The sequence below is a fragment of the Amycolatopsis sp. WAC 01416 genome, from assembly GCF_003947485.1.
Lineage (GTDB): Bacteria > Actinomycetota > Actinomycetes > Mycobacteriales > Pseudonocardiaceae > Amycolatopsis.
Genome location: NZ_QHHX01000003.1, coordinates 879,939 through 902,912, shown reverse-complemented (window position 1 = coordinate 902,912; position 22,974 = coordinate 879,939). Strand labels below are relative to the sequence as shown.

At 66.3% G+C, this 22,974-nt stretch carries 18 protein-coding genes and 2 pseudogenes; 12 read left to right on the top strand and 8 right to left on the bottom strand.

Going from position 1 to position 22,974, the window contains the following annotated elements:
- Positions 1-523: 523 nt before the first annotated feature.
- Positions 524-1,084: pseudogene (locus DL990_RS13725) on the top strand (hypothetical protein); the annotation flags it as partial.
- A 937-nt stretch (positions 1,085-2,021) separates the two neighbouring features.
- On the opposite strand, the gene DL990_RS13715 reads toward DL990_RS13725, so the two are convergent.
- From DL990_RS13715 to DL990_RS13705, 3 genes are all read right to left on the bottom strand, one after another.
- A complete protein-coding gene (locus tag DL990_RS13715) occupies positions 2,022-2,357 on the bottom strand; it encodes a hypothetical protein (RefSeq protein WP_125798881.1) in 336 nt (111 codons plus the stop codon).
- Positions 2,354-3,211 (bottom strand): Imm1 family immunity protein, encoded by an 858-nt coding sequence (locus tag DL990_RS13710; RefSeq protein WP_158632619.1) that lies wholly within the window; start codon positions 3,209-3,211, stop codon positions 2,354-2,356. Before DL990_RS13710 ends, DL990_RS13715 begins: the two co-directional genes overlap by 4 nt.
- A 363-nt stretch (positions 3,212-3,574) precedes the next feature.
- Positions 3,575-5,860, bottom strand: coding sequence for a hypothetical protein (locus tag DL990_RS13705; RefSeq protein ID WP_199746344.1), 2,286 nt, complete (start codon positions 5,858-5,860; stop codon positions 3,575-3,577).
- A gap of 442 nt (positions 5,861-6,302) precedes the next feature.
- On the opposite strand from DL990_RS13705, the gene DL990_RS13700 reads away from it, so the two are divergent.
- Positions 6,303-6,707, top strand: coding sequence for a hypothetical protein (locus DL990_RS13700; protein ID WP_125798879.1), 405 nt, complete (start codon positions 6,303-6,305; stop codon positions 6,705-6,707).
- Positions 6,708-6,828: 121 nt separating this feature from the next.
- On the opposite strand, the gene DL990_RS13695 is transcribed toward DL990_RS13700, so the two are convergent.
- Complete coding sequence (locus DL990_RS13695; RefSeq protein WP_125788167.1) at positions 6,829-7,710, bottom strand: CU044_5270 family protein; 882 nt, start codon at positions 7,708-7,710, stop codon at positions 6,829-6,831.
- Positions 7,703-8,275, bottom strand: a complete 573-nt coding sequence (locus DL990_RS13690) for an RNA polymerase sigma factor (RefSeq protein ID WP_125788168.1) — start codon at positions 8,273-8,275, stop codon at positions 7,703-7,705. Before DL990_RS13690 ends, DL990_RS13695 begins: the two co-directional genes overlap by 8 nt.
- A gap of 118 nt (positions 8,276-8,393) precedes the next feature.
- Here DL990_RS13690 and DL990_RS42400 point away from each other — a divergent pair.
- Positions 8,394-8,675, top strand: a pseudogene (locus DL990_RS42400) (VOC family protein); the annotation flags it as partial.
- Positions 8,676-8,718: 43 nt separating this feature from the next.
- Entirely contained in the window at positions 8,719-8,901 is a 183-nt protein-coding gene (locus DL990_RS42395; RefSeq protein ID WP_370451314.1) for a VOC family protein, read from the top strand.
- A 111-nt stretch (positions 8,902-9,012) separates the two neighbouring features.
- Here DL990_RS42395 and DL990_RS13680 read toward each other — a convergent pair whose 3' ends face one another.
- Positions 9,013-9,384, bottom strand: a complete 372-nt coding sequence (locus DL990_RS13680; protein WP_125798878.1) for a hypothetical protein — start codon at positions 9,382-9,384, stop codon at positions 9,013-9,015.
- A 615-nt stretch (positions 9,385-9,999) separates the two neighbouring features.
- On the opposite strand from DL990_RS13680, the gene DL990_RS13675 reads away from it, so the two are divergent.
- Positions 10,000-10,617, top strand: coding sequence for a GNAT family N-acetyltransferase (locus tag DL990_RS13675; RefSeq protein WP_125798877.1), 618 nt, complete (start codon positions 10,000-10,002; stop codon positions 10,615-10,617).
- On the opposite strand, the gene DL990_RS41790 is transcribed toward DL990_RS13675, so the two are convergent.
- Together DL990_RS41790 and DL990_RS41785 are read right to left on the bottom strand one after the other, a co-directional pair.
- On the bottom strand, positions 10,538-11,314 hold the full coding sequence (locus tag DL990_RS41790) for a recombinase family protein (protein ID WP_233620460.1): 777 nt from the start codon (positions 11,312-11,314) through the stop codon (positions 10,538-10,540). The two genes, DL990_RS13675 and DL990_RS41790, sit on opposite strands and share 80 nt — an antisense overlap.
- Before the next feature lie 161 nt (positions 11,315-11,475).
- Positions 11,476-11,889 carry a recombinase family protein gene (locus DL990_RS41785; protein WP_233620459.1) on the bottom strand — a complete coding sequence of 138 codons (414 nt, stop codon included), beginning with the start codon at positions 11,887-11,889 and terminating at the stop codon, positions 11,476-11,478.
- A 987-nt stretch (positions 11,890-12,876) separates the two neighbouring features.
- Between DL990_RS41785 and DL990_RS13665 the strand changes: the two genes are divergently transcribed.
- The 7 genes from DL990_RS13665 (at position 12,877) to DL990_RS13635 (ending at position 22,584) form a co-directional block, all read left to right on the top strand.
- The gene (locus tag DL990_RS13665; RefSeq protein ID WP_125798876.1) at positions 12,877-13,698 is read left to right on the top strand and encodes an AfsR/SARP family transcriptional regulator; all 822 of its coding nucleotides are present in this window, start codon (positions 12,877-12,879) and stop codon (positions 13,696-13,698) included.
- Positions 13,699-14,130: 432 nt separating this feature from the next.
- Positions 14,131-15,228: a hypothetical protein gene (locus DL990_RS13660; protein ID WP_125798875.1), complete on the top strand. Its 1,098-nt coding sequence runs from the start codon at positions 14,131-14,133 to the stop codon at positions 15,226-15,228.
- Positions 15,225-16,508, top strand: a complete 1,284-nt coding sequence (locus DL990_RS13655; RefSeq protein ID WP_125798874.1) for an MFS transporter — start codon at positions 15,225-15,227, stop codon at positions 16,506-16,508. Before DL990_RS13660 ends, DL990_RS13655 begins: the two co-directional genes overlap by 4 nt.
- On the top strand, positions 16,505-17,248 hold the full coding sequence (locus DL990_RS13650) for an SRPBCC domain-containing protein (RefSeq protein WP_125798873.1): 744 nt from the start codon (positions 16,505-16,507) through the stop codon (positions 17,246-17,248). The genes DL990_RS13655 and DL990_RS13650 overlap by 4 nt, the downstream gene beginning before the upstream one ends.
- A 57-nt stretch (positions 17,249-17,305) precedes the next feature.
- Positions 17,306-18,688, top strand: a complete 1,383-nt coding sequence (locus DL990_RS13645) for an alpha/beta hydrolase (RefSeq protein WP_158632617.1) — start codon at positions 17,306-17,308, stop codon at positions 18,686-18,688.
- Complete coding sequence (locus tag DL990_RS13640; RefSeq protein WP_158632616.1) at positions 18,685-19,239, top strand: flavin reductase family protein; 555 nt, start codon at positions 18,685-18,687, stop codon at positions 19,237-19,239. The genes DL990_RS13645 and DL990_RS13640 overlap by 4 nt, the downstream gene beginning before the upstream one ends.
- Positions 19,240-19,545: 306 nt before the next feature.
- Complete coding sequence (locus tag DL990_RS13635) at positions 19,546-22,584, top strand: tetratricopeptide repeat protein (protein ID WP_125798871.1); 3,039 nt, start codon at positions 19,546-19,548, stop codon at positions 22,582-22,584.
- The last annotated feature ends 390 nt before the right edge of the window (positions 22,585-22,974 follow it).

The following is a 22,974-nucleotide window of genomic DNA, read 5'->3' as shown; positions in this document are numbered from 1 at the left end:
CCCCACGTGGGCCCGCCCCCCCCACTCGTTTTAAACCCCCACACCCCCCGCCAAGTGTTGGCGCATCCCCCCCCCTGGCACAGTGCCCACTTTGCCCACCCCCGCCTCCCCCGCGACCCCCCGCCCGCCCCCCCCAAAACCCCGAAAGAATACACCCCCCCCCCCCCCCCCCCCCCCCAAAGACCGAGTTGCTCAGCACAGAGACCCTATCGACTGAACCAACGGTATGGAAACACCCAGAGGAAGAGCAAGAACCCGCTTCCACCTCACCTAAACATCGGAGAACCCACTGGTCATGGGAGATCGATATCCTAGCTTCGCCGAAGACGTCCCTTGGACATCACGCCCACCGCACGGACGCCGGTGGCGGCCGACCCACTGGTCGGGCCTCCGGTCAGAACTTCCGCCAGCGAGGTACCCAGAACAGGTACCAGCCTGCACCGGCCGTCAGGCACCATTCAGTCTCACCACAACCTATTCCGCAAGATGTAATACCCGGGGTTACCAGTAAAACGGCACCTACCGCATCCCCGTCGTCCTCGCCCGACACGAAGCGAACCTCCGGCACACCCTCGACGACCTCGACGGCTGGAAAGCCGCCATGCTCGCCGAACTCGACCATCCCAAATTCACCGGCGCCTGGATCCGCATCCACGACTCAGGAGACTTCCACAGCACGGCCTACCTCCTGGCCTGGCTCGACATCGCACGAGCCCGGCCCGACACCGGCTTCTACTGCTACACCAAAGAAGTCGCCCTCTTCCGGCAGCTCGTCGAACCCGACCCGCCCCCGAACTTCCGCTGGGTCTACTCCTACGGCGGCACTCAGGACGCCGACCTTGACCCGGAGCGAGACAGGGTCGCTGACGTCTTCGCCGACGAACAGGCCATTCAGGACGCCGGATGGCACAGCCAAGCCGAATCCGATCTACTCGCCGTCCTCGGACCCGCGCCCGTCGGCATCCCCGCGAACCACATCCCGCGCTACACCCGGCTGCAGAACGGGCGCCGCTGGAGCGACTGGCAAGCCGAAGCCGACGCGGAACGGGCGCACCGACGGCCACAGCCCGGACTGGGCGCCTGACCGGCGACAACATGCCGAGCCAGTCAGGCCGCGTCTGCTCGACCTGCCGACGCACCGTCCCCGCCGGACCGTGCCCGACCTGCCGACGCGAACAACGCCGCGACACCGACCACGCCCGAGGCACCGCCGCCCAACGCGGCTACGGCCGAGAATGGCAGAAGAACCGCGCCGCCTACCTCCGCGAACATCGGCTTTGTGTGCTCTGCCGGCAACCGGCCACAGTGGCCGACCACCACCCCGAATCCCGACGATCCCTCGTCGCCCGCGGAGTAGCCGACCCCGACGCCTGGCACCGACTCCGGCCACTCTGCAAGCCCTGCCACGATCGACATACGGCATTCACAAGTCCGGGCGGATAGAATCGGACCTTATAATTCCAAACAGGACGAGATCTAATCTTTGCGACGTTTCTGTATGCGCTCAATCGTTTCCGCAAGTTCTAGCATATGCCGAGCTGCAATTTCGACCGTAGCCGCTGCAAACAAAGCAGAATTACGTTCAACTTCAGATTTTCTATCTAGCAATTCATCGGCCTGAACTGGAAGCCAAAGTGTTTGTCGCGAAAGACTCTCGGCCAGCTCAGCATCTACGGCTCGCGTGACATAGGGGCGGTACACGTCGACAACTAAGCCTCTGCCAGTGGGGTCAGGCCTAGCCGATCGCCGGAGCGCCTCATCGATTGTCGTAGCAAATTTAGGCGGAAGAAAGCTAGCTCGACTGGGCGCGTCCTGCTCGGCGACGCTCGGTGCATCCTCCTCAACGACATTCTGCGATGAGACAGGAGCGGCAGGATTAGTGCCGACAACCTCGTCCCCGGGTAGCGAGTTCGCGATCGATCTGACCGTCTCCGGCGTCGTTCGTCCCTGCTTCTCGTCCAAAAAGAGACGTAGCTGGGCAGCAGCGATCTGCTCCTCGGTTACTCGCAGCGATCGAGTCATCAGTCTTGCCCCGTCTTCTCGGTCGAGTCCAGTATCTCACCAAGTACGCGCTGGTGAAACACGTCGAGCAACTGGTACTCGTCCTGTTTGGCGAGCTCCGACCTTGCAAGTTTCAGCATCAGACTCAACCCAAGGGCCCGCTTGGACGACGACTCGTCCATGGCAAGCTCGGCAGCCCAGGTAAACCGCCGCCACCACTCCTCACGACGAGCAGCTAGCTCACGCTGCTCGGTCGCCCGGTCATTCGCCCGAGCGCCAAGCCGAGCGCCAATGAAAGCGCCCGAGGTGGCCAGAACACCCAGAACAGCGGTTATCGCGATCTGCCAGCCGTTCACCCGACTTCCAACCAGGTCACCCGGGCGGGCCGGGCACCGGCGGAGGACACGTAGTCATGGACGACCTGACGCACGGAGGACCAAGAGATCTCCGCGTTACTCGGCACCTCGCGTTCGTGCGACTGGTAGTCGTAGGCCACCGGCTCCGGAGACGTCGCGCCAGATGTGCTGATCACGCTCGTCTCGCCTTTGCTCGCGTAGCCGACGAACCCACACATCGTATCCGCCGCGCGCACGCCGAACTGAAGGATCGACCAGCCGTTTTCGTCCCTGCGGTCGAGCTGGGCCACCAAGCCCACCTCGACCTCCGGAGACTCGGCCTCGGCCACCATCCGGTCCAGCAGCTCGTCCACCTCAGCGGAAGTGCTCACCGCGAGCGGTTCCCGCTGACCAGGATCGAACCACCCATCGAACGTCACCACTGCTTGCCTCCCCGATACACCTTCGTGAACCCGCCCATCCCGTGAACCGTCAACGTGCTGCCCATCCGGCAACACCACGCCCAGCAGATCGTCACAGCTCGCCTGGCCCTGGCACGGCACGTTATTGATGACCACCGTGGCGTCCGTAATCCCGGTGTCGCGCATCTCGGCCGCGATCTTGAGTTCCACGTCCGCGGCCGCCGTCAACGGCACGAACGGGCACCCGGCCTCCTTCACGATCTCGTTCACGCGGTCCGTGCGGTCGTCCCGCCCGCTGGTCACGGCCGCAGTGTTTTTACCAGGTGCGAACCAGCGGCCATGGGTCTTCACCCCGCGTCCGCGTGTCACCGGCGGCGGCAACTCCCGCCGCGCCTGTTCGACCAGGTCATCGTCAATGCTCGTGTGCGACCTCAACGAGACGAACACGTACACGACGTGGTTCCTGGCGCCGCGGGACATGCGGACCGCGAATGGCCGTGACGAATGCGCGCGTCGGTCCTCTTGATCGCCCGAACTTCGGGTCCGAGGCTAGCGCGGCAGCCAGTTCCTCTTTGCAGACTTCCAAGGCAGTGGCGCAGTCATCGGCTTGCAGCCGGACCAGGTCGTTGACTTTTCTGATCACCGACGAGACCGTCTACCGAGGAATCTTCGGGTTCGTCTTCAGATCAGTCGGCGCCGGCATCCACCCGTGACATGGCCGCGGCTCCGGCCTGGCGACCCTCGAACGGCGGCTAAAAGCTCGTGAGTGTTCCGGGCGGTTAGAACCGCCCGGAACACTCACGAGTCAATCCGTGGTCACACGCGGCAGGGGTTTCCGCCGGGGTGGCCCGCGGTGGCTTCGACGTTGGCCTTGGCCTCGCCGATCACCACGTCGGTGAGCGGGGTGTCCAACGCGACCGCTTGCTGGGTGACGCTTGTCGCGGTCGTCACGGTGCTGTTGAGCCGCAGCGAGCCGACCGCCAGCGGGATCGTCAGTGGTGCACTGCCCACCGCCACCGAAAGCCCGTTGATCTTCAGGCTGGCGATGCTCGACGAACCGGCCAGCGACGGCACCAGCCCACCCGGTCCGACGACACAGGTCGCCGTCGCCGTGGACCTGATCACGCCCAGTTCGATCGTCACCAGCGGGATGATCGCGCCGGCGGTGACCTTCGAGGACTCCACTTTCGCCTCCGCGAAGGCGTTGTCACCGGCAGCGGGTGGCGATGCGGCGAGACTGTCGGGTGTCTGGTCGGTCCTGGCGTCGAGCACGTTCAGCCGGACACCGACGATACCGGCGTTCAGGTTCACGTTCGCCAGGTTCTGATGATCGTCGGCACACGGCACGTCCGCCGGGTTCGCCCTGGTCACCATCAATCCGGCCAGATTGAGAACCGTTGCCTGGCAGGAGAAAACGCCGGTCCGTTCCGAAGTTTGGATCCGCAGGTCGGACAGGATCGGGCTGGCCCCGCTGGGACTCGCCTTCAACGTCGCACGTGCCTCGATGTAGCGCCCGGTCATGGTGAACTGGGCGCCATTGCCGACCGCCGCAAACGGCTGGGCGGCCAGCCCGGCTTCGGTGTCCGAGGTACGCGCCTCGACGGTGATGCTCGTTCCCGCCGGGACACTGCCCTGCGGCTCGGTGTTCCAGGTGATCTTGCCCCAGGTCTGGCCCGCGACGCCGCCGTCCTGGACGACGGACCAGGTGCCCTGCGGCGCGGTGATCTCACCGAGCACGGACCCGGTCATGTCGCTGTAGTTGTACGGACCCGCGCCCGCACCGAGGTCGACGGTCAGGTCGACCGCGCCGACCGGGAACCCGCCACCGCCGATCGGCCCGGCGGCCGGGTCGATGCGCTGGGCGTTGTTGGTGTTGAGGTTCGTGACCCACACCTTGCCGTTGCTGTCCACCGCGACGCCGGTCGGGCCGGCACCGCCGGGCAGCGCCACGTTGCCCACGAAAGTACCGTCGGTCCGGAGATGCCCGACCGTGGTCTGCGCCCCGAGTATCGAATGCGCGACCCACACGTTCCCGGCCTTGTCCGCGGCGACACCCTGTGCGTACTGGTTGCCGTGCGGGAAAGTACCGAGCACGGTGCCCGCCGGCGACATCTTGACCACTGCGGACCGGTCAACGGTGGTGTGCCAGATCTCGCCGGTGTTCGGGTCCATGCCGAGCCCGTAGTCACCGTGCGAGGTGTCGAGACAGGCACCGGCGCCGGTACCCGGTTCGTAGCGCAGCAGGTTGTTGCCGAAGCGCGCTGACCACAGCGTGCCTGCCTTGTCGATCAGTCCGCCGTACCCGCCGCAGCCGAAGTTGATCTGGGAGCCCGCCACGGGATCCCCGGACGTTCCCATCAGCTTTTCGTGATCGTTGTCGGCGCCGCCGGTCCACAGGTCGTTGTTGGCGTCGACGGCGACCGTCCTGGTGTTCGTTCCGGTGACACGGGTGTAGTTGATGATGCATTCGTCGGCCGCTGTGCTGACGCCGCCGTTGTCGTTGACACCACCGGCGTTGGTCCATGGCCGGATGTCGCCGAGACCGCGGGTGGTGGCGTACAAGCCGTCCAGGTCCCGGTCGTCACAGGTGTTGTACCCGAATGGGCCCTTGAGATAGTCGCCGACCGGGTTCGGCGTGCCGTCGGCATTGCTGCGCGTGCCGCCCTGAATCACGCCGACCCTGGTCACGGAGCCTTTTCCGCCGGTGTTTTCCGCGCGGTTCGACAACCAGGTATTGCCGAATTTGTCGACCGTCGTGCGGGACGGGTCGTGCCCGCGACCGCTGGGCGCCGATGTCCATTCTCCGACGATCGCGCCGGTGTTGACGTCGATGCGGACCATGGTTCCCCTGGCCGAAGCCGCAACATTGACGTACGGGAAGAACACCGTCGACCTGTTGAGCTGCAGCTGGTTGTTGTTGGGCGCGTCGTGATTGACGTCCTGCAAGACCCCGTTGTCGAAATCGGCGTCCGCCGTATAGAGCACGTTCTTTCCCGCGACCGGCGCGGCCGCGGCGATACCGGGCAGCTGCGTCACCACAAGCGCGGCGGTCAGCGCCAGAACGTTGACCGCACGGACAGATCTTCGAGATCGTTGGCGCATCGCTAGGTCCCTCCCGAACAATACAGGCGCCCACGTCATCGTGGATGCCTATCGGGAGTCGCTGGACGTATCGGGCATGTTACTCAATACGATCTACGAACATTTCTTTCAAAATAGGGCAATGCACAAACCAGGTCAACCGAATGGCATTCGGGTGACGCACTACGGCAAACTGATGAAGGGACTCGTGAGTGTTGCCGACGGTTCTGACCGTCGGCAACACTCACGACCGCCACACGCTGCCCAAAGACCCATTCCTTAACAGGCATTACGACGGAGTAAGCCCGCGTAGCCGGTTCACGACGAGGATGGCTCGGGTACGCCTCAATCATCGACCCGGCACTCCGCCAACCGGCATACACGAACGCGCGCTCATGGCTCCCCTTTGTGTCAAGGGGTGCCATGAGAGCGCGAAGCTCGATACCACCGGCATACTCTGGTAGTGACCGATCTTCCGGCGGACGTGGAGACGCACTACCTGCGTCTGGCAGCACAACGGCACTGGCCACCGGAGACCGAATCCGCGTTCCGGGCAAGCGTCGCGTGGTATCGGGCGTTGGACGAGGGCTCCGAGCTTCGCCAGTACTACGAATACGTGGATCATGAAGGCCTGGTCAACGAAGGAGCCCGCTGGCTGTGGGAAGCGATCGTGGTCGACCACGAGACAGTGGCCGTCAAGCAGATCGAGCAGGATTCGTCCGGGGCCGTTCACCGCTACTGGTGGCGGAATATCGAGGATGACGCCGGCGGACTCACCGACCAGGCACTCGACCTCGCCGACCCCGGCCTCACGCCTGTTTCCCGGTCTACGTTCTCTGCGCTTTGGGACAGCAGCACCGACAAGTGAAACTCCCGTTCCAGGTGCGGTCGATGACCGAAATCCTGCGCGACACCGTAGGCGGCGACGCATCCGCACTTGGGCCGCGGAAGTGGCCGGGAGCGGGATACGGCCCCCGGTCACCGATCCGCTATTCGGGCAGGGTGTTGGTCCACTCGGCGTTGATCCTGGCGCCGGCGGGATTGGCCACCTTGTTCACCGCCCCGTCCATGGTGACGAAGATCGAAGTGCCGTTCACCCGTCCGGTCTCCGGATCGACGACGAGCCGCTCACCCGTGGGCAGCGACAGGCCCTGCCCGCCCGGCACCGCGCCGAGGTTTTCGACACCTGGGTAGTCGGCGATCACGCGGAAAGCCGTGGCCCGGACCTCGGGCGTGGCGGGCAGGGTGGACACCAGTGAGATCAACGACTGGAAAGCGGCTTGTTCCCGGTCGCTCGCGGTGAGTTCGCCCGCGCTCGTCCTGGCGTCACTGCGCTCGAGGGCCTCGGCGATCCAGGCCTTCAACGCGTCCGGTTCCGTCGGCAGGGCACGCAACTGCTCGAGGGTCAGATCGACGGCGACCAGTGAGAACGGGGTGGCCGACTGCGGCTTCAACGGCGTGACCTTGCCTCCCGTCTTCGCTCCCCGCATCCACGACTGACCGTCCGGCTTGATCCAGTACTCGTACCCACTCGAAGCAGCGGCGCCGTCCGCCTCGGCCACCTTCACGTGCCAGTAGCTGCCGGCCCCCTCGGGGGAACGTTCGGCGGCGGTGGCGGCCGCGAGCAGGATCTCCTGCCCACTGACCGTTCGCACCGGCGGACCGTCGACCGGTGCGGCCGGCATGGCGGCGATCGCCACGACGGCAGCGGCCGCCGCGAGTCCGGCTCCCGCGACCAGCCATCCGGACCGCCGCCGGGAAGTCCGGCCACCGCGAATCCGGTTCTGGAGCCGGTGCCGGCTGCGGTCGACCACGTCCTGGGACGGCCCGTCCGATGCCAGCGCGGTGCGCAGCGTCTGCAGGTCATTCATCGAGTGCCTCCGGGGTGAGGATGAAGTTGAGCTTCTTGCGGGCACGGTTGAGCCGGGAACCGACCGTGCCGGAGGAAATACCGAGCGCCGCGGCCACTTCCTCGTACCCGAGCTGGCCGAGCGCCACGAGCAGCAGCACGTCCCGTTCCCCTGCGGACAGCCGCGACAACGCGTTCGCGAGTTGAGGAAGCAGCCGCCGGGCGGCCACCGACGCGACCACCCTGCTCTCGTGCCCCTCGACCGCCGGTGCGACGTTCACCCGTGCCAGCGCCCGATAGTGGCGAGCCTCCCTCCGGCGGTGCCTGGCCACCAGATTCGTGGCGATGCCGAACAACCAGACCCGCACCTCACCGCGTTCAGGATCGAACGTGCCGCGCCGGTCGAACGCGACGAGGAACGTCTCCGCGGCGATGTCCTCCGCGGTCTGCGCGTCCAGCCGCCCGGCCACATACCGGTAGATGGCCGCGAAGTAGCGATCGTGCACTTCGGTGAACAGTTCCGGGTCCTGCGGCAACCGGGCGGCCAGGTCGGCATCGGTCACCTGCTCGCCCGTTCCCGCGGTCATGTGTCCACCTCTGACATGTGGATCCTTCCTGTCGGCGGTCAGCTTTCACCACCACTTCGCCGCCGGCCGGCTTCTTCTTCCCACCCCGCTGTGACGCGCGGCCCGCCGGCCCGGCGCCGTGGCGGTCAGGGGTGGGCGATTCGATGTCGAGTCGGGGCACCCGGTACCTGGCCGACGGACCCAGGTCGGGTCGTGCCCGATCCCGCCGCGGCGAGGACGTCGCCGCAGGGCCGGCAGGTGGCTGCCGAGGTCACCATGTACGCCGGCATGGGTGTACCGGCACGATGTCCTGGTGCCGGTACCGGTCACCGATATCGACCGGGCCAAAGCCTTCTACCAGCACCAGCTCGGGTTCCGCCTCGACGTCGACGTCAACCCGAAGCCCGGCATCCGCATCGTCCAGGCTCACCCCACCCGGTTCGGCATGCTCGATCACCCTCGACATGCCTCCGGGAACACCGCGCGGTCCGCACCTGGTGGTCGCCGACATCGAGACGGCCCGCGCCGAACTCGTCGAACGCGGCGTCGAGATCAGCGAGGTCGAGGACCTCGGCGGAGTGTTCTACGCGTACTTCGCCGACCCCGACGGCAATACCTGGTGCCTACAGCACATGCCCTGGCGTTAACCCCCGGGGACGTGGCATGGCCATCGTCAGATTTCGCACGTGTACATCGGCACGAGCGGACGGACGGTCCACGCCACAGAGCCGATGACGGCGCCCCAGAGCAGCCACTGCTCAGAAGGTGTAGTCGGCGGACCTCTCAGTCCTCGGCCTGTGACCGAACTTCGACTCATACGCCTTAATGAGGGCACGGTCGGTGACCTTCTCACCCGCCGCAAGCCGTGCCAGGTGTGGCACCAGCCACCGGGCCTCGCAGGCGTCGAACTCCTCGGCGTACGTCTCGTCCAACTTGCCGTCGAGGAACACCTGCGTGACGGAGCGCTGCCCGCCGACGTTGACGATGTGCGGCCCCAACGAGAAGTTGAGCAGTGTCGTCTTGCCACGCGGGTAGACGCTGATCGTCACCGGGTGCGGCCAGCCAGTGGCGCCTTCGGGTGAGTGGCCGAGCACCAGGAACTCCAGTTGTCCGCCTGTGCGGTCAGCCATGAGACCTCTTTCCAAAGATGGCCCGGACCTGCGTGATCCATGGGTATCGAGTCTGCCACGTCCAGCCACGCGGACATCCCAAGCCGCCGTAGCAGCACACGATTCGCCGCAATCGCACATCGGCAGAAGAGGGCGTTCGCGGCAAGAGGAGGGCAGCCGAGACTGGCGCACAGCCTCCGATACCGAGAACAGGGCTCGCCGAACACTCGGAAGTAGTGGCAGCGCTGTGCCGGCGTCAGCTCCGCGAGCACTGCCAGATACTCGCGCTGCTCGCGACTGAGAACAACGGCCCCGGGGCAGCGAGGGGGCCTACGTGGCCGTGAGGACGGCCCCGGTGCGGCCAGAATAGCACCTCAGGAGGTACCGCAAGAGTCTGAACGTACCCCCCGGGCGTATAGGCGAGCGAGTTGCGTCATATACCCCTGAGGGGTAGCCGGGCCACCAGCCGCGCACCGAGATAGCCGAGCTCGTCGATCTATGCCGAGTTCGGCATAGATCGACCTATCCCGACCCTGTGACTATGCCGAGCCCGCAGCGGTGTGAAGGCAGAGGTCCCTGTCGTTGTCGCTCATTGCGGTGGGCTTATTCGCTTGCCTACGCTGCGAAGATCGGCGGGTGACCCAGCGTATGTTGCATACCCGGCGGCTGACGCTCGTGCCACTGGCTGATGAGCACCTCGAGTTGGAGATCGAGCTGGATTCCGATCCCGAGGTGATGCGTTACCTCACCGGCCGGGCCCTCACCCGTGCCGAGGTCGAGCGTGCACATCACCGTCGGCGTGCTGCCGCGCGTAAGGTGCCCGGCCTGGGCTTCTGGGTCGGATTCGCCGAGGATGGCTTCGTCGGTTGGTGGATTCTGCAGCCGCCGCATGGGCCGGACCAGCCCAACATCGCAGAGGAGGCCGACCTGGGCTACCGGCTGTTACGTCGCCGGTGGCGCTGCGGGTATGCCAGCGAGGGGGCGAAAGAACTCATCCGCTACGGCTTCACTGACCTGGGGCTCAATCGCATCTTCGGCCAGACCATGGCCGTCAACACCGCCTCGCGGGCAACCATGTCTGCCGCTGGGCTCTCCTTCGTGCGAGCGTTCATCTCTGCCGGGGCCAACGACGACGCGGTATCCGGCGCGGAGCAAGGCGAAGTCGAGTACGACATCACCCAGGCCAAACATCGCCGGGGTGAGGCTGCCCTTCGAACGCAAGCGTCATCTGGCCGGACGAGACTGGCAGGCTGACAACCTTGTGCGCCGCGGCTGGCTGGAGTTCTCGGCTTTCTTGACCGCAGACCAGCTCCAGACCTTGACGACGAAGGTCTTCGCCGACATCGCCCGATCTGTGATCGTCGGCCTGTCCACCCTGGGGAAGCAGACCGGCCAATGTCTCCAGAAGGTGATCTTCTCGGACATAGACGTTGCGAGGTGCATGAGCCGGCCGCGGTGTGGCAGTGGTGTAGCCGTGACGGCACCGATACCCCCGCACGCCCATGCACCCAATGCGCGTCCATCCGACGACCACATACCCTGCAGGCCACCACCCTGCCAGCGCATATTTGCGCGTGCTGCCGTCTTTGGTCCGCCGGTCGGCACGTATCCGCTGAACAGCGACGAACGTGGCATCGTCGACCAAAGGGGCGTGGGCCAGGTGCTCGGATATCTCCCACTCTCCCACCGTGTTCCGGCGCACGGCCCCCGAACCTCGCCCGCCACGGCGTCCATCGGCACCGTGGCCTTTCGTGGTCTGACGGTTCCACACCTGGCGTCCGGTGTACCGCGGATTCTCCAAGATCATTCCGACTGTCCGCGCGATCCATTCCGCTCCCGGCCGGTGGGAGTTCCGCGTCGGATCAGCGCTCGATGGACAGGGAACGCCCCGGTCGTTCAGCTCGCGCACCAGCGACGCGACCGACCGGCCTCGAGCCCGCTCGGCGAACATCCACCGCACCCATGGCGCGGTACCCGGATTCGGCTCCAGCACATGCAGCCGCCGGCCCCACCGCGCATGAATGACGTTCGGATGGCGCCCGCCATCGGCCAACCGATGCCCATACGGTGGGCGCCCACCCAGAAAGCGACCCTGTAGCCGTGCCTGGGTACTCATCGCCGCCAAACCCGATGACGAGCCCGCGCCACCTCGCGCTGCGCTTGCGCACCCAGCAACGTCATCAACGCCAGGTGAACCGGACTGTCCAGCTCCACCGGACCCCCAGCCTCGGGCAACCACACCTGCACATCCACGGCATTCAGCCGAGCGACCACGTCCCGGAACTGATCACCATAAAACGCCCGCTCATACTCCCCCACCACCACAGCATCAAACTCACGATCCCGGCTCTCGGCAGCAGCCAGCAGCGCCGACGCCGACGGCCGCTCCCACCACGACCATCGCCGCGACCGGCCTTCATCGAAGAACTCGACAACAACCTCACCAACGCCTTCGACCAACTCCTCCGACACCGAGCGCTGCCAGGCACGCGACGTCCGAGCATCCTGGAACTCACTCGTCGACATCCGCCCATAGAAAGCAAACCTCACACCCTCTACCGGACCCACCAGAACCTAGCGGCGAACCACGGCGACGAGCAGCCACAGCCTGCACAAACTCCGCCCCACGCAACGTGCCCATCCCGACCCCTTCCACCTGCCCGAAGCCGAGACCACACCGCATCCTGAGCCATGACGAAAGACGACCGAGCACCGCCCAAACAGACCAACGACCGAGACCACGACTTCGCAGATCTGACCGATGATCTCCACAGCGGCGTCGGCTCTGCGACCACAGCAGGTTCAGCTATCGATCTCGTGTGACGGATTTCCGTGTGAGACGAGAGCACCAGACCTTTCCCAGCAGAACTTGCCGAAGACGCCAGGGTTCACCAACGACGTGGACTTCGTAGCAAACTAGGTCGTAGTCGCCTGCCTCCCGCACCACGTCGCTTGTCTCGACGCGCCACTCGCGCCCGGTGAAACACGCCCGCATCAGCCATCTCAGCCCGCCCACCTCCTTGACCTGCGCTGTACGCAGCGATCAACCACGTCGGGATCCTGACCTGCTGTCGATCGGGTGGCCCCCTGGGGACGCGTCCCATGGCGAGGCCTTCCGAGTGCTGGCCAGTCCGCTGAGGTCGTTCCTGCAGCATCCAGCGAACCAAGACCGAGTCGAGTTCCAGCGGTGGGCATGGACTACCCCGCCGCGGGTATCCGGCGTGCGCGGCCGGTCCCCGGTGGACCGGATGGCACCCGCACGTGTCGAACTTCCTCCAGGCCGTCGACTTCGACGTTCCAGACGCCGCAGGCTCGAGCCTTTCAAGAGACATTCGTGGCGGCTGCTTCTCCTGGTCGGCGTTGGTGCCCGGACTCGATCCGAGCCCGCCGCCAGACCACAGCGGGAACCGTCCCTGGTAGCTGACCAGCAAGATCGTGCCGTCGATACCACTTTGATGGCGACCGAATCTAGCGTTCGGCCGATCACGGTGCGACTATCCGGTGGGGGTCCAGATGCTGTTCCGCGTCCTTGGCAGGATTGATCTTGTTCCCACGAACGGGAATCCCTTGGTTATCTCGTCGAAGAAGAAGCAGGCGTTGTTGGCCACCCTGCTGGTGGACAACGGAAACTGGGTTCGAACCGATGAGCTGATCGACACGATCTGGGGCGAGCGACCGCCGAAGTCCGCGGCAGGCAGTCTCAAAACCTATGTCTGGCAGTTGCGTACGATCACCTCCCAGGCCGAAGGCCGCGAGGTGATCGAGACCTGTCGCGGCGGTTACCGGATCAACCTCGGCCGCGAAGAAGTTGACATGCTTCTGTTCGAGGATGGGGTACTGGCGGGCGTGGGCGCGCTGAATCGGGGGGAACCCTCCGCCGCTTTGGCCGGTCTCGAAAGTGCCTGCCGACTGTGGCGTGGCCTTCCGTTCGCCGATTTGGAAATCTGGCACGCCGAGGCCCAGTCGACCTGGCTGACCGAACTGTGGCTCGTCGCCCAGCAGGCACTCGCCAGGGCCAGGATCGCCACCGGAGCGGCTGCGCCGGCAGTCGCGGGGCTTCGTCAGATCCTCACTGATCATCCGCTGATCGAAAGCCTGCATGGACTGCTGATGCTCGGCCTCTACCGGAGCGGCCGACAGGCTGAGGCGTTGGCGGCGTTCACCCGGATCCGCGCTCTCCTTGATGCCGAACTCGGCCTTTCGCCCTGTGCCGAGCTCCGCGAATTGCATCGGGACATCTTGCGGCAAGCACCGCGGCTGGATTCCACAGAACTGTCGCTATCCGCCTTCGGCGGCGTGCCGAAGGTGGTCGCCACCGGATATGCCGTCCGATAGACCTGGAATAGACCGCGGTCCCGCAATATTGCAGTTGTTCCCGAAACGGGAATCCCACCCGGCGAACCGAAGGAGGTGCTACCCATGGAGAACACCTTTGAGCTGGACATCGAGCAGACGGACTTCGACGTCCTCGGGGAGAAGGAGTACTGATCCTCCGGCGTCGGTCGATGCACCGGCGCAATGATCGGTAGTCGCAGATTCCGGGTCGGCGGACACGGTTGTGGTCGCCGACCCGGAATTCGATGTGGACACCCGTCAGCTGACGGCAGCACCCGAAGGGGGCGTGAAATGGAGCGCGTTCAATATCGAAGGAACTCGACCATTCCGATTCGCGACATCGTTTTCCCGCCCCCGGCCGTCCTGGACACGGCGACGTTGCACCGCCGTTGGGCCCCATGGTTCGAGTTGAGAGATTCGATCGATAGCCCGGTGCGCGCCCGGCACGCTCCGCTGCTCGCCGCCATGCTTTCCGGCAGGATGGAAAGCGCGGTACCGAACTGGTTCAGCATCATCTCACCCGCGGGAACCCGCGAGCAGCTCGTCCGACAGTCCCGTTCGGACGACCACTTGTGCCCTGCACCGGACTCACTGCCACCCGCGCTGGCTGGCTCCCACTGGCAGATGCTGGCCGTTGGCGTGCGGAACTGGCCTCAACAGGATCCGAACCGCCAGGTGCTGCTCGTCCAGCTGCTCACACAGCTCGGCTTCCATGACACGGTCGCCGAACTGGTGCCTCGGGTCACCGTGCGGGCAGGCGACCCCACTGGCCAGCAGCTCGCGTTCGAGGTTGCCCGGTCCGGTCGGTTGCTCGACCGGAAGAGCAAAGCGCCGCTGCGGGTCTTCGATTGGCTCACCGAGCACGCCGACCACCCCTCGCTGCGTGTCTCCTCGGCGATTCAGCTCGCTTCTGCACTGACACGGGCGCACCGCGATCACAGCACGGCGATCAGCTGGATTTACCGTGCGGACCAGGAAAGCACCCAGCTGGGCATCGGGCCGGACTGGCTCTGGCACCTCCTCCGCAGCAGGCGGCACCGGGTCGCCGCGTTGATCGCCGCGCGCGGCGGTGACCATGGCCGCAGCGCAGAGGAGATGCGGAGCGCGCTTGACCACGACGACCGGCTCGCCGACCTTGCCCACGATCGGTTCACCAGGCATTACCAGCGGGAGAACCGCGCGTTGGTGATCGAGGCGTTCCTGAAGCTGGACACGATCACCGGACGCGACTCGGCTCCGGCCGGGATTGTCGAGTCTGCGACGCGGGTCGACGCGTACGACCCTGATCTGCGCTTCACCGCTGGTAGCTACCTCGCCGGCCGTGAACGCTGGGACCAGGCGCTGGTGGCGTTCCTCGCGGCCGCTGACTCCGGCACGATCCGCGGCGCGGTCGGTGCGTTCCGAGCCGGGCTGTGCCTCCAACGGCTCCGCCGTCCCGAGGCGGCCCGCCGCGCCTATCGGCTCTGTCTCGACCTCGATCCGGTCTCGATCAGCGCCGCCGAGCGGCTGTCCGCCGGAGCGACGTCATGACCAGTACCGAAAGGCAAGCAGGCGGCCGGCTAATGGCCCGATTGTTCATCCAAGGCGCACCGGACTTTCGCTACCTATGGGGAGCCTCCACGATCTCGTACGCGGGCGATGGCATGTCCGCGGTGGTACTGCCGCTGCTGGCGGCGACGTTGTCCAGTGATCCGAAAGTGGTCGCCGCGGTAGTGGCCGTGCGCTGGCTTCCGTGGGTGCTGTTCGCACTCCCGGCGGGCGCACTTGCCGACTCGTGGAATCGGGTGCGGGTCATGTGGATCTGCGACGTCGTGCGAGCCGCGCTGACCGCGGCACTCGCGGTCACGGTGCTGGCGGGAGTGGTCACCATCCCGCTGCTGATGGTGGCCGCCTTCCTGTTGACTTGCGCCGGAATCCTGTTCGACAGCAGCAGTGTCGCGGTGCTGCCGAAGATGACAGGCCGCGATCCTGATCGGATCCGCGCCGCGAACTCGCGGCTGATGACCAGCCAGACGCTGACCCTCGACTTTCTCGGACCGCCGCTCGGTGGTCTGCTTTTCGGCTGGCACCGGGTGTTCCCGCTGGTCGGTGACGCGTTGAGCTATCTGGTGAGCGCGGCCCTGCTGCGCCGCATGCGTGGCGATTATCGGGTGCCCAATCCCCGCGCGATGTCCTTCGGCACCGTCAGGGCGAGCCTGGCGGAGGGCTTGCGCTGGCTGCTCGGGCATCCGCTGCTGCGTTCGCTGACCGTGCTCTCAGGCGGCGGCAACCTGGCGAACTTCGCGCAGTCGTCGATTCTGGTCCTGTTCGTTGGACAGTTCTTCGGCATCGGTCCGGTCGGATTCAGCCTTCTGCTGGCCAGCGGCTCGGTCGGCGCGTTCGCGGGCGGGCTCGCCGCTCCGCGCATCGACCGGCTTCTCGGCACCGCGCCGACCATCCGGCTGACCCTGCTCATCAGCTGTGGCGGCAGCCTGCTGCTGGGATTCGCGACCGCGACCTGGATGCCGTTCGCGATCGTGGTACTCACCGGCTTCGCGGTGACCGTCCGGAATGTGGTGCAGGTATCGCTGCGGCAGTCACAGACACCGGACGAGATGCTCGGCCGAGTCAACGGCGTGCACCGGCTGGTCACCTACGGCGCCATCCCGATCGGCGCGGCGGCCGGCGGACTGCTCGCCGCCTCCGCAGGGCTGCGTGCCGCGATGTTCCTGGCGGCCGGGATCTTCGCAGCGCTCGCCTTGTTCGCCACCTGCACGGTGACCGCCGCGCGGATCACCAGCCAACCAGACGAAGAAGGAAGGGCGCCATGACTGCAAACGAAACCACCACTATCGCCCCGGTGAGCCACGACGTAGTCCTCCACCACACGCCGGACCGAGTGTGGGACAAGATATTCGACGGCGAGGCGGCACGTGGATGGCTCGGGGTGGCCGGGTTCGTCATGCCCGAGCGGCAGGGTGCGGCGTTCTGCTGGTTCTACGACGCCGGGCCGACCATGCCGTCCGCGGACGTCGGCCGAATCACCGCCCTGCAACGGCCGGAGCGACTCACTCTCTTGCTACGGCTCGCACAGTCCCAAGTGGACAGTAGGGTCACCCTGCTGCTGACCAGAACAGACAACGGACACACGGCGCTGCGGCTGACCCACGCCGGGTTCCCGGACGACCGAATCGGCCGTTTCGAACGGGACGGCTGGGAACACGGCTGGGAACACCACCTCGAATTGCTCGCCGATCACCTCGACGGCAGGGCGAACAACTACCAGATCGGCCATCGCGCGGTACTCGGCGTGGTGCCGGTCGGGGTCACCGAAGGCGACGGGATCCTGGTTTCCAAGGTGCGCTCCGGCTCCCCTGCCGACCTCGCCGGGGTCCGGCCGGGGGACGTGATCCGTTCCGCGGACCAGGTCGTCTTCGACAGCATGGAGGACTTCGACGAGTGGATAGACGACCGGCGACCCGGTGACCAGGTGATTCTGCGGGTCGGCGACCGGTCGCTGGCCGCCGTGCTCGAAGCGAAGCAGCCGCCCGAATACCTGGCGAACGTCTGACCGGGCCTGTCGATGTTCCTGCAGGTCCCCCCGCTTCCGGATCGCGCACCAGATATCGTGCGTGGTCTACCCCGCCCTTTCGCCAAGGCTCAGCTCGACGGCTTCGAACCGGCGTTCGCGCTGGACGCCCGCGGCAGACCAGTGGTGAGCACCGACGCGTGGTCGGGTCGACATCTCGCGGTACCGGAAACCACCGGCTGGCGGCAGCTAACCAGCGGAAGTTGCTGGTATCGGCGTCCGCAATGGACGGATTCCGACCTGACCTGTGAGGTGTTCGACGATCCGGCCGGTGAATCGGGCAGGCTGCTCCGGGTGCCGACCGACGGCACGCCGCTTCGGGCCGCGCCGGAGGCACGGACCTTCCGGCGCAATCCCGACCTTCCCGGCAGAGTCGCGGTGCTCAGCAAGAATGGATGGAGCCGCGCGGTGCTCTGTCATGAGGACGGCCGAACTCCGGCGCGCCTCGACAACGTGGTCGAACTGGGTCCTTGGCTCAGCCGTGACGAGTTGCTCGTGACCAGGGAGCACTGGCCGTCCCGGCAGCTCTTCCGCTGGGACGTGACGACGGGAGCGGTGAGGGCGGCACTGGAAGGTGCGGACCTCGTTGTATCCGGTGTCCGTCGAGTTGGCGACGTGGTCGGCCTCTGCTGGACCTCCACCGAGCAGCCGAGGCGGCTCGAACTCGTGGCGGTGGACCGGATCTGCCAGGCAGCGCGCCTGTCCGTTGCCCCCGGCTCGTGTCAGATACCTACGCCCGCGCGGGCGGTCGTGATCGACGGGCCCGCGTGTCGCCTGCCTTGCCTGTGGTACGAGCCGGACCAGCCGCCGCGGGGCACCATTGTGCTCATGCACGGCGGACCGAACGGGATGAACGTGGCGACGTGGTCTCCGTTCGCCGACTCACTGGTCCTCGCCGGCTGGCGGGTCGTGCTGCCGAACCTGCGCGGCAGCGGCGTACTCGATCCGTCGCTGCGTCCGCCGCGCCCGGTTCGCTACGGTGACGACGATGTCGCGGATGTACTCGCGGTCGTCCGCCGGTTCGCCATCGGCCCAGTCGTGCTCGGCGGTCGCAGCTACGGTGGCTACCTCGCCGCCCGCACCGCGGCCGAGTCCGCCGCGATCAAGGCGGTCTTCCTGCTCGGCGGGTTCTTCGCGACGACCGACCTCGACGGAGCGGTACACCCCGGCGTCGCCGCATTCCTCGGCGCACCTGGCACCCAGTTCGCGCCAAACCGCCCTCCGGCCGCGGTACCACACTTCGTCGCACACGGGCGAAGCGACCAGCGCATCCCGGTCGAGGCGGTGACCCGACACGCGGATCGGCTCGCGTCGGGCTCCGAGGTCGTGGTGCTAGCCGGCGAAGGACACGGGGTGCGCACCGACGCCGGCGCACGCCGGGTCTTTCCCGCACTCCTGCGATGGCTGGACGGCGCCGGGTGAGCGGGCGAGCACACGCGTCCGCGCGCCCCGCACCGGTCGAGCCCGAACGGTTTCGTCAAATCGCCGGGTATTTCGTCACCGGCGTGACGGTGCTCTGCACGATCGTCCGCGGCGAACCCCGCGTGATGACCGCGAACTCATTTCTCCCGGTATCGCTCGAACCGCCCCTGGTTCTGGTGTCAGTGCGCGCGGGCAGCCGGTGGCTGGCCGATGTCGCCCCCGGTACCGGGTTCGCGATCAGCGTGCTGTCCGACGCGCAACAACCCGACTCGCGGCGGTTCGCCAGCCCGGACCGCCTCCGAGACGAGCGGTCACTGGCCGGGATCACTTGGCAGCCCGCTCTGTGCACTGGTTCACCCGTGCTCTCGGCCAGTGTGGCCTATTTCGACTGCGTGGTGGACTCGTTGGTACCCGCGGGCGATCACGTGCTGGTCGTTGCCGGCGTGCGGGCGCTCGGCGATCTGCGCGACGAGGTGTCGCCGCTGGTGTTCTGGCGTGGCCGGTACTGGAACGGGCCCTCGGCCGAGGTAGCTCCGATATCGGTTCGATAGCGGCCTGTTCCAGGATGCGGTGGTTCGTCAATGACACGATCTGGGAGGTACCGGTCATGCGAATCGCACGATTGAGAGCATTCTTCGCCGCGCTTGCGGTCATCGGAGCCCTCGCGGTTCCTGCGGTGATGTCCGCGGGTTCCGCGAGTGAAACGGCCAACCTGGCCTCGATGTGCTGGTTGAATCACTGCTGAGGTTCGGGGACGGTACTGCCGTGGGCCCCGGGGCCTGCGGCAGTGCACCCGGTCGGCCTAATAGCGCCGGACCAGACTCGCAAGCCATGCTCGGTATTGAATACTGGGGTGCATGGGGGATAACGCGCAGGCGGGTGTCGCCGAGTTCCGATTGCTGGGGCCGCTCGAGGTGGTCCTCGAGGGCGAGCGGTGCCATCTTGGCGGTGGCAGACAAGACAAGTTGCTCGCCGCACTGTTGCTCGCCGGCGGAGGTGTACTCACCACCTCGAACCTGATCGACGTGCTCTGGGAGGACGCTCCGCCGGACACCGCGCGGCGACAGGTACACAACGCCATCGCGGCCCTGCGCAAGCATCTTGGCCCGGCCCGGTCACTGGTAGTCACGGACGGCGCACACTATCGCGTGGACATCGCTAAGGATCGTGTCGACGCACACCGATTCGCATATGCACACGCAGAGGCTCGCGAAGCATCATCACAGGGCGAGCGAATAGCGGCCATCGCCCAGCTTCAGGCAGCGCTGGGTCTTTGGCGAGGTCCAGCACTGGCCGGCCTCGGCGGGCGATTCATCGACGCGGCTGCCGCCCGGCTGAACGAGCAGCGGCTGGAAGCCAGGGAACTGCTGGTCGATCTCCGGCTGGAGAGCGGAGAAGCAGACACGCTGATCTCCGAACTCACCGAACTGACCACGGCGAATCCGCTCCGTGAGAGATTCAACTACCAGCTGATCCTGGCGCTTTATCGCTGCCGCAGGCAGTCGGAGGCATTGGCCCTCTACGAACGTACTCGGACAAGGCTGGCCAACGAACTCGGAGTCGACCCGGGACCGGAACTGCGTGACCTGCATCAGCGGATGTTGCGCGGCGATCCGGGGCTGGAGCCGCCAGCCCCGTCGACGGCCCACCGCCGACCGGCTCCCTACTTCGACGCGATCCGGCCGTGCGTACTGCCGCACGACATCGCGGACTTCACCGGCCGGAGCGCAGAGATCGATCGACTGCTCGCGGCGGAGGGATCGGCCGACGACACCGCGCTCGTCATCACCGCCGTCGACGGCATGGCCGGCGTCGGCAAGACCACCGTCGCCGTCCGTGTCGCGCACCATTTGGCCGACCGGTATCCCGACGGACAGCTATTCGTCGACCTACACGGCTACACCCCCGGTGAACATCCCCTGGAGATCGGTGCGGCGCTGGATCTGTTGCTGCGCAGCATCGGCCTGCCACCCGAACAGGTGCCACACGACGTGGAGTCGAAGGTCGCCAGGTGGCGCTCCGAGCTGGCGGGCCGTCGGATGATCATCGTGCTGGACAACGCCGCGAACGCCGCACAGGTGCGTGCCCTGCTTCCCGGCTCACCAGGTGCGCAGGCGATCATCACCAGCAGACGTCGGCTGTCCACTTTGGAGGGATCGACACCGGTTCCGCTCGAGCCGATGCCGGAGAACGAGGCGATCGAACTGTTCCGCAGAATCGCCGGGCAGGACCGAGTCGACCACGAGCCGGATCAGCTCCGCACCGTCGTAGCCCAGTGTGGCCGTCTGCCGCTCGCCATCCGGATCGCCGCGTCCCGGCTACGCCACCGTCCGATGTGGACTATTGAATATCTTTCGAGCAGGCTGGCCAACGAACGAAGACGACTCGCCGAACTGTCCACGGCAGACCAGAGCGTGCGGGCCGCGTTCACCGTCTCCTATCGGCACCTCACCGATCACCAGCGACGACTCTACCGGTTGCTCGGGCTCCACCCTGGGTCAGATTTCGACTCCGGCGCCGCAGCGACGCTGTTGAACGCACCTTCCCAGGATGTGGAGGCACTACTGGAGGAGTTACTCGACGTGCATCTACTGACCCAGCACAAACCCGGCCGATACCACTTTCACGACCTGGTTCGTCAGCATGCACAGGAAGTGGCAGAGGAAGAGGAGTCGCAGGCCGAGCGGCGATCCGCGATCGAGCGACTCACCACTCACTATGTCGAACTGGCCACCTCGGCGGAGAAGGTATTAGGGCAAGCGAAAAGTCTGCTCGCCGCGGAACATCGGAACCTGGTTGCGATCGCCGGCGGCGCACTCGCCGCCGGTTTACTCAACCAAGCTCGCCTCCTACCGCTGACAGTAGGCCCGTTGTTGCTGCGGAATGGGTATCTCGACGACGCGCTGGACATCTACGCGCATGGACTGGACGCTGCGCGAGAGGGCGGGCACCGGGCCGCTGAGGCGACACTGCGGTGCAACCTCGGCGTCGCCCTGCTCGGCATCGGCCGCTACGAGGAAGCCGAGCGCGGGCTGCGGGAGGCGCTCGCCATCGCCAGGGAACTCGGTGACTCGGACGGCGAAGCGAGCACGCTTCGACATGTCGGCACCATATACATCCGGCTCGGCCGGTACGACGAGGCGATCGCGACCCTGCGAACGGCACTCGATGCGCTCGATGAGGCCGCGGCTCCGTTCGACCGGGCGTCGGTGCTGGCAAATCTCGGTGTGGCGCTCACCAAGACCGGCCGGTACGACGAGGCTGCGGAATACCACCTGCACGCGCTCGGCATGATCTCCGGCCAGGACAACCACTATGCCGAGGCGATGGGTCTGCTCAATGTCGGGTGGACATACACCTTGATCGGTAAGCTCGCAGTGGCGCGGAGACACCTTCTGGATGCGCTCGCACTCACCCGGCGGATCGGCGCGAAGGAAGCCGAAGCGCGGAGCCTGTACATTCTCGCGGATTGCCTGCGCCGCAACGGTGACACCAACGAAGCACTGGAACGGGGTCGCGAATCCCTTGTGATCGCGCGCACTATCCGCGACCGGGACGTCGAGAGTCAGGCAATGAACGTCCTCGGGGAGATCCACGAAGAGTCAAGCGATCTCGAATCTGCGGCTGAGTGTTTTCGGCACGCGCTGCGGCTCATCAGGGAAAGCGGGCAGACCTACAAAGCCGCCCAGTCATACCAGGGGCTCGGCAGGATCTCCGTGAAACAGGGCGACCCTGCCGAGGCTCTGTCCTACTGGCAACGCGCGCTGGTCATCGCCACCGACGCGAACCTGCCGGAGCGAGCAGAAATCGAGGAATACGTGGCTGCCCTCCGAGCCGACGCGGTGTCGAGAGGTAGTGACCGGACGATCACTACAACCGTGGGCCCGCGCCGGTAAACTGGCCCGCACCACGGGCCGAGGCACCTTATTTGGCCAGAATCCGTCCGCGCGATCGCCACGGACGCCTTCGCCTGTGCCGCGAGTCCAGGCCGCGGCCAGCCGAACTATTCGAGCAAGCGGTGACGGCGTACCGCGCCCTAGATGACCTGCTGGGTGTGTGCACCGCGTCGCCGATTCGCGGAGATCTACGACCAGGCACTGCGGGCTGCCATGGCTCGCGGCTCCGCCCCCGTGTTCGCTGTCGTCGCGGATGGGCTGGCCGGGCGCAGGCTGACCGAGCTGGCGGGCACCGAAATCAGGCCTGACGTCACCAACGACCTGACGATCCTGCGACACGTGCTCATGAGCGCCGACCAGCGATGGCTCTCGCTCTCCCGTCCGACGGGA

Bases quoted from the DNA above. Each gene is read 5' to 3' on its own strand.
- DL990_RS42395 (WP_370451314.1), top strand. From the start codon at position 8,719: ATGCCTCCGGGAACACCGCGCGGTCCGCACCTGGTGGTCGCCGACATC.
- DL990_RS41785 (WP_233620459.1), bottom strand. From the start codon at position 11,889: ATGTCGACGAGTGAGTTCCAGGATGCTCGGACGTCGCGTGCCTGGCAG.
- DL990_RS13690 (WP_125788168.1), bottom strand. From the start codon at position 8,275: ATGACCGCGGGAACGGGCGAGCAGGTGACCGATGCCGACCTGGCCGCC.
- DL990_RS41790 (WP_233620460.1), bottom strand. From the start codon at position 11,314: ATGTTCGCCGAGCGGGCTCGAGGCCGGTCGGTCGCGTCGCTGGTGCGC.
- DL990_RS13655 (WP_125798874.1), top strand. From the start codon at position 15,225: ATGACCAGTACCGAAAGGCAAGCAGGCGGCCGGCTAATGGCCCGATTG.
- DL990_RS13650 (WP_125798873.1), top strand. From the start codon at position 16,505: ATGACTGCAAACGAAACCACCACTATCGCCCCGGTGAGCCACGACGTA.
- DL990_RS13705 (WP_199746344.1), bottom strand. From the start codon at position 5,860: ATGCGCCAACGATCTCGAAGATCTGTCCGTGCGGTCAACGTTCTGGCG.
- DL990_RS13680 (WP_125798878.1), bottom strand. From the start codon at position 9,384: ATGGCTGACCGCACAGGCGGACAACTGGAGTTCCTGGTGCTCGGCCAC.
- DL990_RS13665 (WP_125798876.1), top strand. From the start codon at position 12,877: ATGCTGTTCCGCGTCCTTGGCAGGATTGATCTTGTTCCCACGAACGGG.
- DL990_RS13695 (WP_125788167.1), bottom strand. From the start codon at position 7,710: ATGAATGACCTGCAGACGCTGCGCACCGCGCTGGCATCGGACGGGCCG.
- DL990_RS13635 (WP_125798871.1), top strand. From the start codon at position 19,546: ATGGGGGATAACGCGCAGGCGGGTGTCGCCGAGTTCCGATTGCTGGGG.